Origin of the sequence: Dyadobacter sp. CY261 (genome assembly GCF_021440085.1) — a bacterium.
GTDB lineage: Bacteria > Bacteroidota > Bacteroidia > Cytophagales > Spirosomataceae > Dyadobacter.
Genome location: NZ_JAKCPW010000002.1, coordinates 219,213 through 235,836, shown reverse-complemented (window position 1 = coordinate 235,836; position 16,624 = coordinate 219,213). Strand labels below are relative to the sequence as shown.

The 16,624-nt window shown below is 46.5% G+C and carries 16 protein-coding genes; 5 read left to right on the top strand and 11 right to left on the bottom strand.

Annotation, left to right across the window (positions count from 1 at the left end; translation table 11 throughout):
* Positions 1–7: 7 nt before the first annotated feature.
* From LZD49_RS08265 to LZD49_RS08245, 5 genes are read right to left on the bottom strand one after another with little or no spacing between them, the layout of a single operon-like run.
* Entirely contained in the window at positions 8–3,469 is a 3,462-nt protein-coding gene (locus tag LZD49_RS08265) for a gliding motility-associated C-terminal domain-containing protein (RefSeq protein WP_234666871.1), read from the bottom strand.
* Between the two features lie 21 nt (positions 3,470–3,490).
* Positions 3,491–4,111, bottom strand: coding sequence for an ABC transporter ATP-binding protein (locus LZD49_RS08260; protein ID WP_234666870.1), 621 nt, complete (start codon positions 4,109–4,111; stop codon positions 3,491–3,493).
* Between the two features lie 24 nt (positions 4,112–4,135).
* A complete protein-coding gene (gene bla, locus LZD49_RS08255; protein WP_234666869.1) occupies positions 4,136–5,026 on the bottom strand; it encodes a class A beta-lactamase, subclass A2 in 891 nt (296 codons plus the stop codon).
* 30 nt (positions 5,027–5,056) lie between these two features.
* Positions 5,057–6,271 (bottom strand): hemolysin family protein, encoded by a 1,215-nt coding sequence (locus LZD49_RS08250; RefSeq protein WP_234666868.1) that lies wholly within the window; start codon positions 6,269–6,271, stop codon positions 5,057–5,059.
* Positions 6,268–6,576: a hypothetical protein gene (locus LZD49_RS08245; protein ID WP_234666867.1), complete on the bottom strand. Its 309-nt coding sequence runs from the start codon at positions 6,574–6,576 to the stop codon at positions 6,268–6,270. The genes LZD49_RS08250 and LZD49_RS08245 overlap by 4 nt, the downstream gene beginning before the upstream one ends.
* Before the next feature lie 238 nt (positions 6,577–6,814).
* Here LZD49_RS08245 and fbaA point away from each other — a divergent pair, with 238 nt between their 5' ends.
* Both fbaA and LZD49_RS08235 read left to right on the top strand, forming a co-directional pair.
* A complete protein-coding gene (gene fbaA, locus LZD49_RS08240; RefSeq protein ID WP_234666866.1) occupies positions 6,815–7,894 on the top strand; it encodes a class II fructose-bisphosphate aldolase in 1,080 nt (359 codons plus the stop codon).
* A gap of 188 nt (positions 7,895–8,082) precedes the next feature.
* Positions 8,083–9,177: an acyltransferase gene (locus tag LZD49_RS08235; protein ID WP_234666865.1), complete on the top strand. Its 1,095-nt coding sequence runs from the start codon at positions 8,083–8,085 to the stop codon at positions 9,175–9,177.
* Positions 9,178–9,628: 451 nt separating this feature from the next.
* On the opposite strand, the gene LZD49_RS36015 is transcribed toward LZD49_RS08235, so the two are convergent.
* The 5 genes from LZD49_RS36015 to LZD49_RS08220 form a co-directional block, all read right to left on the bottom strand.
* Positions 9,629–9,883, bottom strand: a complete 255-nt coding sequence (locus LZD49_RS36015) for an EamA family transporter (RefSeq protein ID WP_409021305.1) — start codon at positions 9,881–9,883, stop codon at positions 9,629–9,631.
* On the bottom strand, positions 9,884–10,282 hold the full coding sequence (locus tag LZD49_RS36010) for a DMT family transporter (RefSeq protein WP_409021304.1): 399 nt from the start codon (positions 10,280–10,282) through the stop codon (positions 9,884–9,886). It abuts the gene before it with no gap.
* A gap of 72 nt (positions 10,283–10,354) precedes the next feature.
* Complete coding sequence (locus LZD49_RS08230) at positions 10,355–10,813, bottom strand: hypothetical protein (RefSeq protein ID WP_234666864.1); 459 nt, start codon at positions 10,811–10,813, stop codon at positions 10,355–10,357.
* Between the two features lie 106 nt (positions 10,814–10,919).
* On the bottom strand, positions 10,920–11,414 hold the full coding sequence (locus tag LZD49_RS08225; RefSeq protein WP_234666863.1) for an aminotransferase class I/II-fold pyridoxal phosphate-dependent enzyme: 495 nt from the start codon (positions 11,412–11,414) through the stop codon (positions 10,920–10,922).
* 102 nt (positions 11,415–11,516) lie between these two features.
* Positions 11,517–13,430: a gliding motility-associated C-terminal domain-containing protein gene (locus LZD49_RS08220; protein ID WP_234666862.1), complete on the bottom strand. Its 1,914-nt coding sequence runs from the start codon at positions 13,428–13,430 to the stop codon at positions 11,517–11,519.
* A gap of 254 nt (positions 13,431–13,684) precedes the next feature.
* Between LZD49_RS08220 and LZD49_RS08215 the strand changes: the two genes are divergently transcribed.
* Positions 13,685–14,428: a retropepsin-like aspartic protease gene (locus LZD49_RS08215; RefSeq protein ID WP_234666861.1), complete on the top strand. Its 744-nt coding sequence runs from the start codon at positions 13,685–13,687 to the stop codon at positions 14,426–14,428.
* Positions 14,429–14,441: 13 nt separating this feature from the next.
* On the opposite strand, the gene LZD49_RS08210 is transcribed toward LZD49_RS08215, so the two are convergent.
* The gene (locus tag LZD49_RS08210) at positions 14,442–14,807 is read right to left on the bottom strand and encodes a helix-turn-helix domain-containing protein (RefSeq protein WP_234666860.1); all 366 of its coding nucleotides are present in this window, start codon (positions 14,805–14,807) and stop codon (positions 14,442–14,444) included.
* 103 nt (positions 14,808–14,910) lie between these two features.
* Here LZD49_RS08210 and LZD49_RS08205 point away from each other — a divergent pair, with 103 nt between their 5' ends.
* Both LZD49_RS08205 and LZD49_RS08200 read left to right on the top strand, forming a co-directional pair.
* Positions 14,911–15,546, top strand: coding sequence for an NAD(P)H-dependent oxidoreductase (locus LZD49_RS08205; protein ID WP_234666859.1), 636 nt, complete (start codon positions 14,911–14,913; stop codon positions 15,544–15,546).
* Positions 15,547–15,715: 169 nt separating this feature from the next.
* On the top strand, positions 15,716–16,423 hold the full coding sequence (locus tag LZD49_RS08200; RefSeq protein WP_234667185.1) for a DsbA family protein: 708 nt from the start codon (positions 15,716–15,718) through the stop codon (positions 16,421–16,423).
* Positions 16,424–16,624 lie beyond the last annotated feature (201 nt).

Below are 16,624 nucleotides of genomic sequence, written 5' to 3'. Positions count from 1 at the left end.
AAACCTACTATTCCAGCACCTCGACCCACCCTTTACAATGGTTCCCTTGCGGGGTATCAACTACGTACAAATAGGTGCCATTCGCAATGTCTTTACCCCAATCATTCTTATAATCAGCACTTTTGAAGATGGATTTACCCCAGCGGTTGAATACTTCCAGCGAAGACGACGCGACCGGAACAATGAACGAATCATTCTTACCATCGCCATTTGGCGTGATGACGTTGCTTAATATAAATGCAGGTTCCGCGCTGATCTTTTTGGAGGCAGTGAGCGAGCATCCTGCCGCATTATACGCCGTAAGCGTGATCGTATACTCACCAGGGAGCTCGTAAATATAGTTTTTTACGTCCGGATCATTCATCGGGTTGCCTGATCCCAAATTCCATTCGTAGCGCTGAGCGCCAGGCGTTTTGTTAGTGAATGAATAGGAAAATGGCTCGTTGCAGGCTCCTCCGGATTGCACGACATCAAAATCCGGTGCATAGGAGTCGTCCACCTTCACCGTGATCTCCCGCAACGGCCGACAGCCATCCTCATACAACCCTTCAATAATATAAGTCGTTGTTTTTGTGGGCTTTACAGTCACCGATTTACCGATCGTCTCTTCAAGGCCCGTAGTAGCATGCCATTTATATTGCGGTGCATTGCCGGAAACTGTTAGAGTGACAGTCGCACCCTGGCATACTTCGGTATCAGGCATATCAACAAAATCAGTCTTTTTCTCAACGGCCAGCTTTACCTGCTCGGTTACTTTGCAACCCGCCGCATTGCTGATTTCAACGGTGTATTCGACAGATTCTTTCACTGTCGCAACCGGGGTAGCGGTATTCGCATTGTCCAGTCCGGCGGCGGGCGACCATTTGTATTGGGAGCCTCCACTGGCACTCAGTTTCACAGCGGTATTCTCGCAAACCGTCGTATCACCGGTAACTTTGGTAGCCAATGTTTCGATCAGAATTTTCTTTTCCGCAACATCCATTCGTTTACAACTCAACCGGTTGTAAGCAGTCAGCGTCACGGTATATTCGCCGGGTTTGGTGAATGAATATTCCGACTGGCCCTCCTCGCGGGAAATCGTGGCGCCGTTTACTTCCCATATATAATCGACGCCTCCCTCACTGGTATTGACAAATGTCAGATCCAATGGCGCGCATCCTTTCAGCACATCCTTGGTTTGGCCTGAATAGACATCAAAATCAGCCTTCAAACGATCGATATCGATCTTGAACGCGGCATTATTACAGTTTTCGCTACTATTCGTTTGAGACCATGCCTGAGGCGTCGTCGGGAAATGGCTCCCTCCGCAGGCGCAGGTCGCGTGGTAGATCATTCCATTCTTATCGAAGCGGCTGGTACCACCGTCAACGTGGTCTCCCTGCAAACGTGGATCGCGGCTCAGGCTTCCGAAAAATGTCGCATATAACAATGATTTCGCACCTTCTTCCAGGATTGCGATGTAAAAATTATTGCCATTTGTGGTGGGCTGAATGGCATCATCCGTCACCGCCAGGCCGGCTGTGCTGCTGGCGCCGCTGTTACCCGTGCTGGAATTGACATTGCCACCCCAACCCGCCAGATAAATATTACCGCATTCGCTTACCAGAAAAGCAGTTGGTGAGATATCAGGCGTCCCCCGGCCCGAGCCGATGACCGTCGAAAACACAGTTTGGGATAATGTTGCATTCAATGCATGCACGAACTGACTGCTTTTGGCATTCTGATAAACACCCTGACTGACAGGATAACTGCCCATTGTCAAGCCGTAAACATATACTAGACCCGCTTGATCAAGATCCAGCAGGTAGGCGCCATCTTCCTTATCAGTACCTAAATAGGTCAGTGCCGAAAGCTGGTCATTTGCGAAACGGGCCACGAAACCGTCCTCAGCACCTTTCAATGCCGCCTGATACACGCCGGTTTTGGTCGGAAGGTTACTGCTTTGAGAAATTCCGGCAACGTAAACTTCCCCATTACCCGATACTTTCAGTGAATAGGCCGCATCCCATTTATCGCCACCGAGGTAAGTTGCCCACAACAATTGGTCGAGCCCTGCGGAGAGTCGCAGCACCACTGCATCCTGGCCGCCTCCCAGCTTGTTTTGTGAAGGATTTTTTAATGGAAAATTAGTCGAGTTGGTGGACGATACCACATAAACCTGATCATTCTGATCAATCCCTACTTCACCCCTGAAACTGTCTCCATAATTTCTGATGGTAACAATATCGGTCATGCTGACGCCGTCGTTGCCGTTTCCACCAACAAAAGTGGAACCCGTGAGCTGGCTTCCATCCGCATTCAATTTGGAAATAAAAAGATCCCCGCCATTGATCAGTTCCAATCCGGAAATAGGCGTTACGCGTGCTCCTCCTCCAAATGTTTTCTGAAAAGCATTCGTCCGGATCGGGAAGTCTTTGGAAGATGTGGTACCGAGAATAAGCAACTCATTTTTACTGTTCACGATCAGGCTGGCAGGAACGTCGGTATTATCACCTCCAAGGAAAGTGGCGTAGAGCAGATCGGAACCGTCGGGATTGAATTTCATGATCGAAACGTCTACCAACCCTTCAAATTTAACCTGAAAAGCGCCCGTAGTCGCAGGAAAGTCGGTGCCGAAGACTGTCCCTCCCGAGTAGAGGTTACCATCCCCATCATACGTAGCGGTATGGCCCCAGTTGTCGGATACCGATCCCGAATAGGTAGAAAAGATCAGTTCCGGATCGATTGTCAGCGGTAATGATCTATTATAACCGTTTGGCAGGTCAAAATGGGCAATATTTTCGCTGTTAAGACGGAAAGTCGAAGCAACCTCCACCGTCCGCGCATTAGCTGATGATTGAAACGAATAGGGCTGCGCTTCCTTAAACTCTCCTACCGAGGTTTTGATCACTATTTGCCCTAACTCGTTCAAAGAAACCTTCTCAGCTCCCTTATATTGCAAACTGATCTGCGAAGCATCCGCACCGGGTTTGACGATAAATTCATATTTCAATTTCGCCTGGTTCAGGTAAACCCGCAGATTGATGTTCGGATAAATGTTTTCGTATACTACCTCTTCATAGCCTTTCACCCCGGCAGCCCATGTTTGGGCATGATTACCCAGGAAATAATTGAATGAACCCTTGCTTTCCCTGACGGGTTTATACGTCACATTGCCCACTGTATTGCCGAACAATACTTCCACCCCGTGCGCACGAATGCCGGGCGCATTTATATCTTCACGCACAGCAGGTATTCCATCATGCCCTTTTCCGTGCAATGTGGATATCTTCGCACCGTCGTAAAGCACGTAGAGCAGAGAGTTGTCCTTTAAGAACAGAAAGCCGCCGGGAATGGCAGCACGAAAACGGACTTCCTTATCCCATTGTCCTTTGTTTTCGATAAAATAGGCTGAAGCAGCTTGCGAGTAGCCAGCTGCGCGGGCGATAATCAGAAACGATAAAAGAAGAAGCCGTAGAGTTTTCTGCATATTCCGTGACGGCGGGTTTTTCTATTTGAACGCAGAAACCGAAATGATATTTTCACAAAATTCGTATTCCTGCTGCACATTTGAACCTAGCAAAACGAGCTGATTCTGTGTATTTGCCATTACGTGATCGAGGTACCAATTGATGCCCTGCACATCCAGATTTGTCGTTGGCTCATCCAGAAAAACCACCGGGACATCCGAAAGGAGTGCCAGCCCAAGCTTCACCCGCTGTTTCATGCCCGAAGAAAAATGGCGGATAATTTTGTTGCTGGCGTGAGATAATTGAATAAACTCCTCGAAATCCTTGGCCGAAATGCCGTTTTTGAAAGCCTTGAACTTGCCGTGAAACTCGATCTGTTCCCGCAATGTAAATTCTTCGATCAATTCGAGATATGGGGCTGCGATTACAATGTGTTTATACCAATGATCGGTTTCCACCTCTTTGCCGTTACCATCAGTATAAATAATCTTCCCCTCCGAAACCGGTATCATGCCAGTCAGCAATTGCAGTAATGTCGATTTTCCGCTTCCGTTTGGTCCTACAAAAACATATTTCTCACCGGCCGCAAGCTCGAAGCTCGCATTCCGTACGATCCATTCTTTGATAAACTTTTTGCCTATTTTCTCGACTGTAATCTGCACTGGTTCTCTGTAATGTAGTCCTGATTAATTGCCGCCGTAGTAGTTCCACGCCGCCTTCGCGATCCGGGCAATCACCAACTCGCGCGCATCGCTGTCCGCGGCAGCGTCGGAAACGAATACGACCACCGCGATCGCCTTGCCATTCGGTAATTTCATGATGCCCACGTCGTTCGTTGCAGCAGTTATTCCCTTTTCGTTGGTATTGGAAGTTCCGGTCTTATGCGCTACTTCCGTGCCTTTTGGAAGTTGTCCTTTGATCCTTTTCAAACCCGTAGGCCCTTCCACCAATATTTTCCAAAGAAAATCGTGGCTCGTCTCCGACAATTTCTTGCGCTCATAGGCGATCTGCAATAGTTGCAGATATGCCGATGGCCGCGCATAATTGGTATACTGAACGTCCCAGCCGGTCGACATTTGCTTTTCCGTGGCCACGATGGCAATATCCTTCACGCCCAACGAATGGATGTAATCATTGACCTTTTTGGTCCCTCCGGCGAGCTCGAAAAGTATGTCGCAGGCATTATTGTCGCTTTCAGAAACCGAATAGCTGAGCAGCTCGGCTATGGTAATGTCAAAATCCTGATCAGGGTATTTACCCAGCATCGGGCTGTGCGTTTTCTTGTTGACTTCCGCCTGGGTAACGTGTATCTTCTGATCCAGTTTGTATTTCCCTTTATCAATCAAATCCAGCACCGCAATGGCAAGTGGGAACTTGAACGTGCTCTGCATGGGAAACTTATGATCTTGGTTGATCAGCAAAGCTTCCTTTGTTTTCAAATCCATAATCCCTACTCCCACAATACCCTGCGCCAGCTTGCTGATGGTTTCGATTTCGGATTTAAGCTTCGTCTGCTGGGCAAATGCAATATTTTGTATAAAAAGAAGGGCTACTACAAGTGGAATGAACCGGCTCATGGGAGTGATTTAATGGTGCTTGATTAAAGGCTAATTATGGCTGCTTTTTTCCGTTTTACGCTCTTTTTCTTCCAAAGTCAGTTTCACTAATTCGATGCGCGTGTCTTGTACGGAAACTATCTCGAAGGAGTACGGCGGAATTTCAACGACCTCGTTTTCATCAGGCAAATCGCCGCAAAAATGGATTAGCATCCCGGCGACCGTGTCGTAATCACCTTCGGGTAGTTCCCAGCCGTATTTGTCGTTCAAATAGTCGAGTTCGTGTCGTGCGCTGAGCATATAGGTATGCTCGTCGATCTGGCGCTCGGTCCAGTCCTCCGTGGTATCGTATTCGTCCTGGATTTCCCCGAAAATCTGCTCCACTACGTCTTCCACGCTTACCAGTCCCGAAGTTCCTCCGAACTCATCTACTACCAGAGCGATGCTGCGGCGCTCTTCGAGGAAGCGCAGCATGAGATCGCGCGCAGGCATGGCTTCGGGCACGATCAGGATGGGTGTGATAATGTTGCTGATCTCTTTCGGTTTTTTAAACAACGATAATGCATGGCAGTAGCCCAGCACCTCATCGACCGATTCCTTATGTACAATGATTTTCGAATGCCCGCTTGTCAGAAACGCGGTCCTCAAATCTTCTATACTTGCATTGACATTGACAGCTGAAATTTCCGTCCTTGGGATCATACAATCTCGGATGCGCAAATCCTTGAAGTCCAATGCATTGATAAACATCCGCTCTTCGATACTATGATCGTCGAAATCAGGGTCATCGGCTGAAATAATATCATCCCGCAGCGAAGGCGACAGGATGTTTTCCTTCACAAACGGCTCCACAACCCAGTATAGCGGCGTCATCAGCCATTCTCCGAAACGAACGGGGAATGCTTTCAAATCCAACGCCTTTGGAAAAGCCCGTCCAACTTTGACCCAGCTGGAATAACATGCCATCCACAACACCGCCAGCGCCGCAAACAAAGCGATAATCAGCAGCCAGTTTTGCACGCCGGTATTGGGAGAAAATAGTGGAAATACGGTTATTACAGCCATAAAACTGCCCAATGCGACCACCATCAGGCGGATCATCCGGAGTATCCGGCGCCAGTAGAGCGTCTGCTCAACCAACTCGTTTTTCTCGTGCCGGAGCGAATACCTGTCGATCCACACATCGAGCAACACCGATCGCACCGCGCCATAATAACCTGCCAGAATAAAGAAGACGATGGTGGTAACCAGGAATATCGGGTTCATTTCTTGGGCTTTTTACCAGGTTTGGAATGGAAGGCCGACTGCCGACTGCCGACCGCGGATCCCGCAGACGCTGCACCTGCAGACGCTGCACCGGATTTTTTGGACACAGCCTCCGGTTGCCCCGCCCCTTTGGCAAGCGCGGCTGCCTTCAACCGCGTGAATTGGAATAGCAAAAAACAAATGATGCACAATAGCAATAGCCAGTAGCTTTCGAAGAGCCCGGCGCGCCGGAATTCGAGCACCCAAAGCACCAGAAATCCGAATGCCAGGGCCAGGAAAATCGTCCGGATCAGTTTGGAATTCATTAATGAAGAATCTTCTTAAACATCGGGAGCCGCAACCCCACTTTTTCATTGATTTTCAAAGATACCACAGATTGCGCCAAAACGATCATTGCTGTATTAATCTTCGTTTCAACCTATAATAAACCATACATAGCTCGGCCATTTTGGCTAAAATAGCTAACTTGCAGGGATTGCCGTACAATTCCGGGCCGACACTTGAATTGTAAAATTAATTCTTGAAAAAATATCCTTTATTACTATGAGCGAAACGACAAAACGCTTTGCACCCGGTGTTGTAACCGGCGATGGAGTTAGTGAAATTTTCCGCCATGCCAACGAAAACAATTATGCCCTTCCGGCGGTTAACGTGGTAGGTACCAATTCGGTAAATGCGGTCCTGGAAACAGCCAAAACGGTTAACAGCCCTGTTATTATTCAGTTTTCGAATGGCGGTGCTATATTTTATGCAGGAAAAAGTCTTTCCAATGCCAATCAGCAGGCAGCTATTGCCGGCGGTATCTCCGGTGCGATGCACGTACACCAGATGGCGGCATTGTACGAAATCCCTGTAATCCTCCACACCGACCACTGCGCGAAAAAACTCCTTCCCTGGATCGACGGTTTGCTGGATGCGGGCGAGCGTTATTTCGATCAATATGGTAAGCCGTTGTACAGCTCACACATGCTCGACCTTTCGGAAGAGCCTATCGAGGAAAACATCGAGATCTGCGCTAAATATTTCGAACGTATGGCGAAATTAGGCATGACGCTTGAAATCGAACTCGGTGTAACGGGTGGCGAAGAAGACGGTGTCGACAACTCTGACGTTGACAGCTCGAAACTCTATACTCAGCCTGAGGAAGTGGCATTCGCTTACGAAGAACTGTTGAAAATATCTCCGAACTTCACCATTGCAGCTGCATTTGGTAATGTTCACGGGGTTTACAAGCCAGGTAACGTGAAGTTGGAGCCGAAAATCCTTCGTAATTCACAGAATTACATTAAGGAGAAATTCGGAACTGGCGACCTGCCCGTTAACTTCGTATTCCATGGAGGATCAGGCTCATCCCGCGAAGAAATCCGCGAAGCGATCGAGTACGGCGCGATCAAAATGAACATCGATACCGATATGCAATGGTCGACCTGGGAAGGTGTTCTCCAATATTACAAATCCAAAGAAGGTTACCTGCAATCACAACTCGGCAACCCCGAAGGTTCAGATTCCCCGAACAAAAAATACTACGACCCACGCGTATGGCTACGCAAAGGCGAAGAAAGCATGATCGCCCGTCTGAAAGTTGCGTTCGAAGATTTGAACTGCATTAATCAGCTGGGGTAATCTGCGCATTTTATTGAACTGTAAAAAGGCAACCTGTAATGGGTTGCCTTTTTTGTGTTGCTAATTCTGAAAAGATCTGAGCAGATACCAGCAAACAAATTCCCTGCTTCTCACCGTTCGGACATTTCCGGCTAACCTATCGATCAAGCGAATTCGCTCGGAACTACAAGACGACTATTTTGAGCAACATGAATACTATCAGGGCTCAAAATCAAATTCAGCGCTTTTATTTGCTTGACCTTCTTCGTGGCTTTGCTTCGTTTGCCGTTCTGATCTGGCATTACCAACATTTCTTTTTCGATAAGTGCAAACTTCGCCCAGGTTTTAACAGAGAAGAACAACCAGGCTACTTTATCTTAAAGCCTTTTTATGAATATGGAGATCTGGCCGTCTACCTCTTCTTTATTCTGTCCGGGTTCGTTTTCTTTTCTTTCTATTCTAACGGGATCGTTCGTCGGTCTGTATCGTTGAAAACCTTCGCATGGAATCGATTCTCGCGACTCTACCCCTTACATCTGCTAACGCTGTTGCTTACTGCCTCTCTTCAATTCGTTTATTATCAGCTTTTTAACTCGTATTTTGTATATGAACATAACGACCTTAAACATTTTATGCTCCAATTGGCATTCGCCTCTTATTGGGGTTTGCAAGACGGACATTCATTTAACGGCCCGATATGGTCGGTATCGATAGAAGTTCTCTTATACGCGTTATTTTTCGTCTTTTGCAAATTCGTACCATTGCGTCCCAGGTACGTTGCAATAATGAGTTTGATGGGACTGGCAATTGGCGGAATACACGTCGGTGCTGGTATTTTCTGTTATTTTCTTGGCGGTTTATTGTATTTGTTATTCGACCATCAGAGTACGAATTCATGTTTTGCCAGCAGCAAGCTTCCCGCGGTTGGTCTTTGCGTGGCTGGCATCGCCTTTTATCCATTTACTTTTATGCAACATCATCATCCAAAAGTATACGTCGCTTGTGTAACCATACTGCCAACATTCGTGTACTTTCTGACATGGCTTCAAGTTCGCTCTCCCGAAAGTGGAAAACTGTGGATAGGATTTGGTGATTTGACTTACAGTTCCTATCTGCTGCATTTTCCATTACAAATAGTGTTTCATTCTCTGTTTCTATTGTACGGAATACTTAATCCAACAAAAACGGAAACGCTGGTCATCTTCATTCTATCCACTTACACAACCTCCTACCTAATCTATCGGATTTTTGAGTTACCAGTCAAACACTTTCTTAGAAAGAAGCTAAGGCAAATTGCATGGTAAAGTGATGTGGTTTTAAATTATTTTATTCGACTGGGGTCATCATCCGCTTCCCATGCGACACGCCCCAGTCGCGTAGCCTCTTGATCACGATTTCTAGCGAATGCCTATACTCCGTCAGCGAGTACTCAAGCACGACAGGATCAGGCTAAATTTAAATGGAATGAGCGCGGCTCAATACCGAGCTCATCACACTAATCGTTAAATCTTAACTAGTCCAACTTTCGGGGTTCGATCCAGCGGGGGATACTTTTTTTATTTATAGTTCACTAGGGTTAGCCTTTTCAAAAGCGCCCCGTTTCTCGGAACTCTTTACTTTCACGATAACAACTCCGAAAATAGTTAAAAAGCCCCCTACAACTGTCATTGTCTTAACCATCTCTCCCTGTACCAAACCAGCTATAATAATCGTAACGAGTGGAATCAGGTACAAAAAAGTCGCGACCTTCGAGGCTTACATTCTCGACAATACATATGCCCAGCACAAATAGCCAATTATTGACGGGAAAATACCTAAATAAAGAACTCCCAGATTGGCAGATAATGATGCCTTTCCGAACGCGTATACTATTCCATTGGCAAATGGAAACATACAAATTGTTCCCGTCCAAATGCTGAAGCAAATCAGTTCGAATACTGAGTATCGGCTTAAAAGTGGTTTTTGAAGCACAAAAAATGCACTTTGGCATGATGGAGCCAAAAGTAACATCTATGATGATGGTATAGCCAAATGTCCTTCACCAATGGCAATTACACCAATTCCAAGAAAAGCTATCAATATCCCGACAGCTTGGCGGAATGTAACTTGTTCATTTAAAAATATTGACGATAGAATAGCCGTAAAGATTGGAGCTGTATTGACTACAAAACTGGCCGTACTACTTGACGCGAATTGCTTGCCATAGTTTAGTGTAATATTATAAAGCGCAATTCCTATCATACCCATTAAGACTATTCTACATGCATCACGTGTTGTAGGGGGTTTGAACCGTCGCCCAACGCTTAAAGGGCTAATATCGAGGAAGCTATCAGAAACCGAAGGAATGCGACTTGTGTTGGTGTGTATGATCCGAGCGCAACTTCTATTCCTATGAATCCAGAGGCCCAAAGAATGACAGTGGTAAATCCCGCTGCCAACAACTTATACTTAGATATAGATATTCCTTTTTCATTGCTTATACTACTGGCTGTATGTTATGTGTTTGACAAGTATTTTAAGACCTCGAATCAACTCTTCATCACTCCGAACATTTCCAAATGCAATCCGTAGTCCGCCAGGGCCCGGCACATTGCTAACCTGACAATCCCTGCTACCGAGAATATCAACTTCATCATTTTTGATACCTGTTACAATGCGGTCAATATTGGGTGCATTGAGCGGGAGCCAGATGTGGAAAGCAGAACTTTGAGAGACAAAATCATAACCATACAGAATTTCTCGCACTATTTGTTGCCTCCGATTTGCAACTTGTCTTTTCTTATAGGACAATGAATCGAGTAAACCGTTCTTAATCCATTCGATAGTCAGACGCTCGAAGAGCTGGCTAGGTTCGCCTGCCCCGAATTCAATAACACTGCGTGCCTTCAAATAGCATTCAGGGGGCGTATACAACAATGCAATCTTGAAACGCGGGTCCACTATTTTTGTAAGACTGATTATTGAAAATGTCCTTTCCGGAGCAAGATGCATAAATCGACAAGGTCCACCTTCAACTAAAAAAGCGTACGCGTCGTCCTCAATAATCCTAACGTTGAATTTGCGTGCGACTTGAACGATTGATTTCCGACGCTCCGCAGGCATTTGGAAGGCCACAAAGCGGATTATGGATAGTTGGTATCATATAAAATGCCTTTACGACACACCTCTCACAAATTGCGGTTAGTTCGTTCGGTACAAATCCTTGATCATCAATAGGACATACAACTAATCTGATCTTAGAAAGAAATGCCAGTCGGATAAAGCCATGATAGGTCAATGGATCAACCACCACTACTTGTCGCACAATATCAGCTACCTGCGCAATTACGGATAGCGCATGACTCCCTCCATGGGTCGTTAATATTTGGCTAGAGTTAACGCGGTGCTCTGGCTGGGAAAGCCACGTTGCTGCGTGAGCGGAAAGTGTTTGCAAATGTTGAAGCCTGTCAGCATTTGCCTTCCCAGCTTCAATAGCTAAACATTCACTTAAATGGGCATACTGACAATCCAGATGGGGATAGTTAAAGCGAAGGTCGATCAAGATGATTTTGTTTAAAAAGAATAGGCAATTTGAAATTCACAATTGGCTTCACTTACTTTTATCCAGCAAGTGGCACGTTTTAATTATCATGTGAAATAAATATTACCGGATCAACGTCAACGACCCCATCATTTCAGGGCTGTTCTCAGTAAGCCGGATCTTATACGCGTATACACCCGGCATTTGCAATGCCCCTGCGACCGTTCCGTCGAATGCATTTTGATAGCCGACGGAATGGAATATCACTTCGCCCCAGCGGTTGTAGATCGTCACCCGGCAATTGGGATAAATTTCAATGCCTTTTAATTCCCAGGTTTCGTTGATACCATCCTTATTCGGCGTGAATGCGTCGGGGATGAGGATATTTTCGATGATCTTAACCTTCACCTCGCGACGGCCTACGCAGCCGTACGCATTTGTAGCCGTAACCAAATAAGTAATGCCTGCGGAGGGCGTGCATGTGGGATTCGCGTAAGTAACGCTGTTCAAATAAGCAGGCGGTGTCCAGCGGTAGGCCACATCCAGCGAGTCTTTGACGCCAATGCGAATCGGCTTATCTCTTGAAGCATACAGAATATCTACCAGATCGATCACCGGCGTCTGACTCACAATGACATCGCGCTTCGCAACCGAAGTCGGGCAAGCCTCCGAGCCTTCGATCACGTATTGAATTTCGTGTGTTCCTTCACCGGCTATTTTCGGATCAAATGTATTACCCGTTACACCTGCCCCGGTAAATGTTCCGCCCGGCGGCGTCGCATTCAATACAAACGGAAGCGTTGTGTCGCAAATGGGCGGTATGCTATCCATCTCCGCACCGGAAGATGTGATGCTTACATTGACAGTTTCAGATTCGAAGGAATCCGGGCAACCGTTTATTTTCTTCACTAAAAGCTGATATTCACCAGCTTCCGAAATGGTAATGCTTTGCGCATTAGCGCCCCAGATGGTTTTGCCGTTTCTGGTCCATTGGAATTCCGGCTGCGGATTGGGGAAGGTTTGTTTGGAGGTTAATGTGGCATGCGAGCCTTCGCAGATGGTGAGGGTTTGGATGTCGGTGGTGTCTTTGTAAATGTCCTTATCCCATGCCTGCTGCTCGTTACAGTCCACGACTGTGAGGGTGTAATAGAAATTGACGGTGCCGATCTTCACTCCATTTCGATATTCATCGACAGAAATGCCAATAAAGTATTGGCCTTCCTCGCTGGGTTTGACCGTGAGTTCGCCGGTGTTTTCGTTGATGGTTAGGGCTGGGTTTCCATGCATTTGGTTTTGGTCGGTGTACCCATTTGCCCAAAATAAATCGCGGGTAGTTATTGTCTTTTGTGGGATACTCCGGCTGGCCATTACGATATAAGGCTTCGACAATTTGTATTTAAGATTATCGCCATCGCTATCGACTGCCGGCAATTGAATAGTTGCAAAATCATCGATGCATACGAAGAACTTGTTTACATTTCCGATTACAGGGCTCGAATTTCGTATGCTACCTCCATTCCTGGACATGGGGGGAATGAACGTTGTCACCCACTCAAACGAGCCTGTTGAATTAGTACAGTTATTATCCTTTCCATCACGAGTACCAATCGAATGCCAAGCTACGATAAAGCCGTTGTCCGAAGGTAACTTTTGCACGCCGGGAACCTGAATCGTTGTTTCGTAGATGTTCACGAACACATGTCGCTGCCCTTCGAAATCTTCCCAGGGGCCTGTTCCAGCGCAGGCAAGTGTATCCTGCTCAACTTCCCGCGAGGAAATTTTGTCCAAATAAAAGAGGCCAAAGTAGACCCACTGTCCAGCTGTCTCCCAGTGTTTGTCATCGTGAAAGAGGTAAATGTATTGTTGTTGCTGTTCCAATTCGATACTGGTCGCATCGAGATAGAGCGTTAATCTTACCTTGTATTCGTCATTTGAGCCCGGCACAGTTTGCCATTCGAGGTGGCTCCCCATAACAGAAAGACTAAATGCTTTTGAACAAATACACAGTAACACAATGATTTTGAAGAGCTTCATCATTTCCACTGACAGAGATTAAAACGTAATAGGTCGTAAAACCGAGGGTGAAAGTCGAGGGTGACATTCATGTACATTTTAATAAATCTGTTTGTGAAGACTTGAAAGCGATGTGCAATGGGGCCTTTTCAATTATCAGACATAGTCCGGCAATGTAATTTTACCGTTTGCTCATTTCCAGTTAGCCTGCTGATTACGCGAATTCGCCTGGGAGCATATAGCAATTACTTTCGAGGAAAATAAACCTACTTAGTTCGATGATCAAACTCTTCCTCAAAGCGACAATTCTACTGGTTGTCAGTCATCATGTCAATGCGCAAGAAACGTCAGGGCGAATAACCGCCAAAATCGCTAATAATGACCTCTTTATAGAAGCCTATGTCAATGAAAAAGGCCCGTTCAACTTTTTGGTGGATACGGGAGCATCCGGAATAGGCCGTATCGACGAGCGCATTGTAAAGGAGCTTGGACTCACCGCATCCGACTCAACGAAGAACTTTGACGGGAGCGGCAGATATAAGATTATACCTGTCTTCACGGTGTCGAGTCTCCGAGTTGCTGGATTGGCAGAGCAAAATGTTGAGCTTCTGTCCAGAAATTACAATGGCAATCGCAGCAACGGCAGAATGCTTATTTACGGAATTGTAGGACGAGACTTTTTCCGAGATTATCTCGTGACTATTGATTCTCCACGCGGAGAGATTACCTATTCAAGAGATTCTCTGAATGCCGCTAATGAGGGAGTGATTCCCTATCAAAATGGCTTTGAAATTAATGCAATGGTTGGAGACACGTCTGTAACGCTACATATTGATACCGGATCTACTCTTGCTTTACATTTTCCGAAATCCGTGATGGACAGGCTTTCTCATACTGATACGAAGAATAAATCTGTTGCCCGGCGAGCCAATTCCGAATACTTCATTCAGCAAACTATTCTGCATTCATCGGTTAACGTAAGTTCTGTCAGAACTAAAAACCGGCTCCTTAAAATTGAATAAACGAGGCCAACTTCTATTCCGCCACCATCATCCGCTTCCGATGCGCCACGCCCCAATCCCGCAGCGTCTTGATCACAACTTCCAACGAATGCCCATACTCGGTCAGTGAATACTCCACTACCACGGGGATCGAGTCGTAAACTGTCCGTTTTACCAGGTCGTTAGATTCCAGCTCGCGGAGTTCTTTCGAGAGCATTTTGTCGGTAATACCGGGCACTTCCTTCGCAATCTGCGAGAAGCGTTTGTTGCCAAACATGAGGGATATGATAATGGGCAGCTTCCATTTGCCGCTTAATACTTCCAATGCGTCGCGTACCGGGAGGATGCTTTTTGTGCATTCGCCGAGAGTGGGCAGGTGCGATTCCTTTGTCTTTTCCATAGCCGATTTTTCACTATCCTTTTGTATACTACTTACAAATGTATAGTAAATTTATTTAAGTTTGTATGCCGGTTAATCATTGGCGCACCAAACTTAGATAAAAATGAGCGAGTTAATAGAAAAATTGAACTGGCGATATGCCACCAAACGCATGAACGGCCAGACGATTCCCCAGGAAAAGCTGGACAATATCCTCGAAGCCATCAAGCTCTCGCCTTCCTCAGTAGGCTTGCAGCCTTATAATATTGTCATAGTAGAAGATAAAGTACTCAAAGACAAGATATACCAGGAGGCTGCAAGCAGGCAGCTTCAAATACCCGACGCTTCACATTTGCTGATTTTTGCAGCTTGGGAAAAGCTGACTTCGAAGCATGTGGACGACTTTATCAAACTTGTCGCTACCACACGGAACGTAAGCCTCGAATCGCTGGCCGCCTACCACAGCAGCATTAATGGCGGTATCCTCAGCCGTAGCGAGGATGTCAATTTCGATTGGGCTGCACGGCAGGCATATATTGCGCTTGGCCACGGACTGGTAGCGGCCGCCACGGAAGAGGTAGATGCTACACCGATGGAAGGTTTTGATGCTGCTAAACTGGATGAAATCCTGGGGCTTCGCGAGAAGGGGCTTCGAAGTGTGGTGATCCTGGCATTGGGTTATCGTGATCATGAAAAAGATCCGCTGGTAAATGCGAAGAAAGTGCGGCGGGCACATGACGAACTTTTTATATCCATTTGACCTTTTTGATAAGGTGAATAGTCAGGGATTATCAAGAGTGATCAGGTGTAATCAAGTATTGTTAGGACTTTCGGGCAACAAATTAAAGTCCCTGAAAACAGTTGACTAAAACGACAACACCTGACAACAAATGGCTCTCTCAAATGAAACAATAGAGAAATACGATATCATGAAAGTCGAAATATGGAGTGATGTAATGTGCCCGTTTTGCTATATCGGCAAGAGGCGGTTTGAGAGTGCATTGGCGGAGTTTCCACAGCGGGATCAGATTCAGGTGGAGTGGAAAAGCTTTCAGCTGAACCCGCAGATGAAAACGGAGCCGGGAAAAAGCATTAACGAATATCTGGCCGAAACCAAAGGCTGGACACCGGACTATGCACAGCAAATGAATGATCATGTGACCAATATGGCTGCCGAAGCCGGATTGGAATATAATATGGACAAAGCTGTACTGGCCAATTCGTTCGATGCGCACCGTTTTTTGCAGTTTGCCAAAACGAAGGGACTCGGCGACGCGGCGGAGGAGCAGTTGTTCAAAGCTTATTTTACGGATGGAAGAAATACGGCCGATCACGACACGTTGATCGAGCTGGGAACGGCGATCGGGCTGGATGGTGCTGAATTGAAGGCGATTTTGGAAGGCACTCGTTTCAGCGAGGATGTTCGTAAGGACATTTACGAAGCGCAGCAAGTAGGAGCCCGCGGCGTTCCGTTCTTTGTACTCGATCGCAAATATGCGGTTTCCGGAGCACAACACACCGAAACATTCCTCGGTGCATTGCAGCAATCATTTGGCGAGTGGGAAAAGGCCAATCCGAAACCACTCGTGAACCTGGCCGATGGCGCAAACTGCACCATTGACGGGGAATGCGATTAATAGCGTAATCCTCCTTCGAAAGCGGCATGTCGAACGTTCGGCGTGCCGCTTTTTTTTAGCGCGCCGCATCACTGGTACGGTTCTATATGTAAAGTCAATAGCGGGGTCTGGAATGTCATGTAATTTGTGCTAATTGCGATAATTTGTTGCACAAAATACCACGCCTCCAGTTACCGCTATCAGCACTTTATACCCGACTAC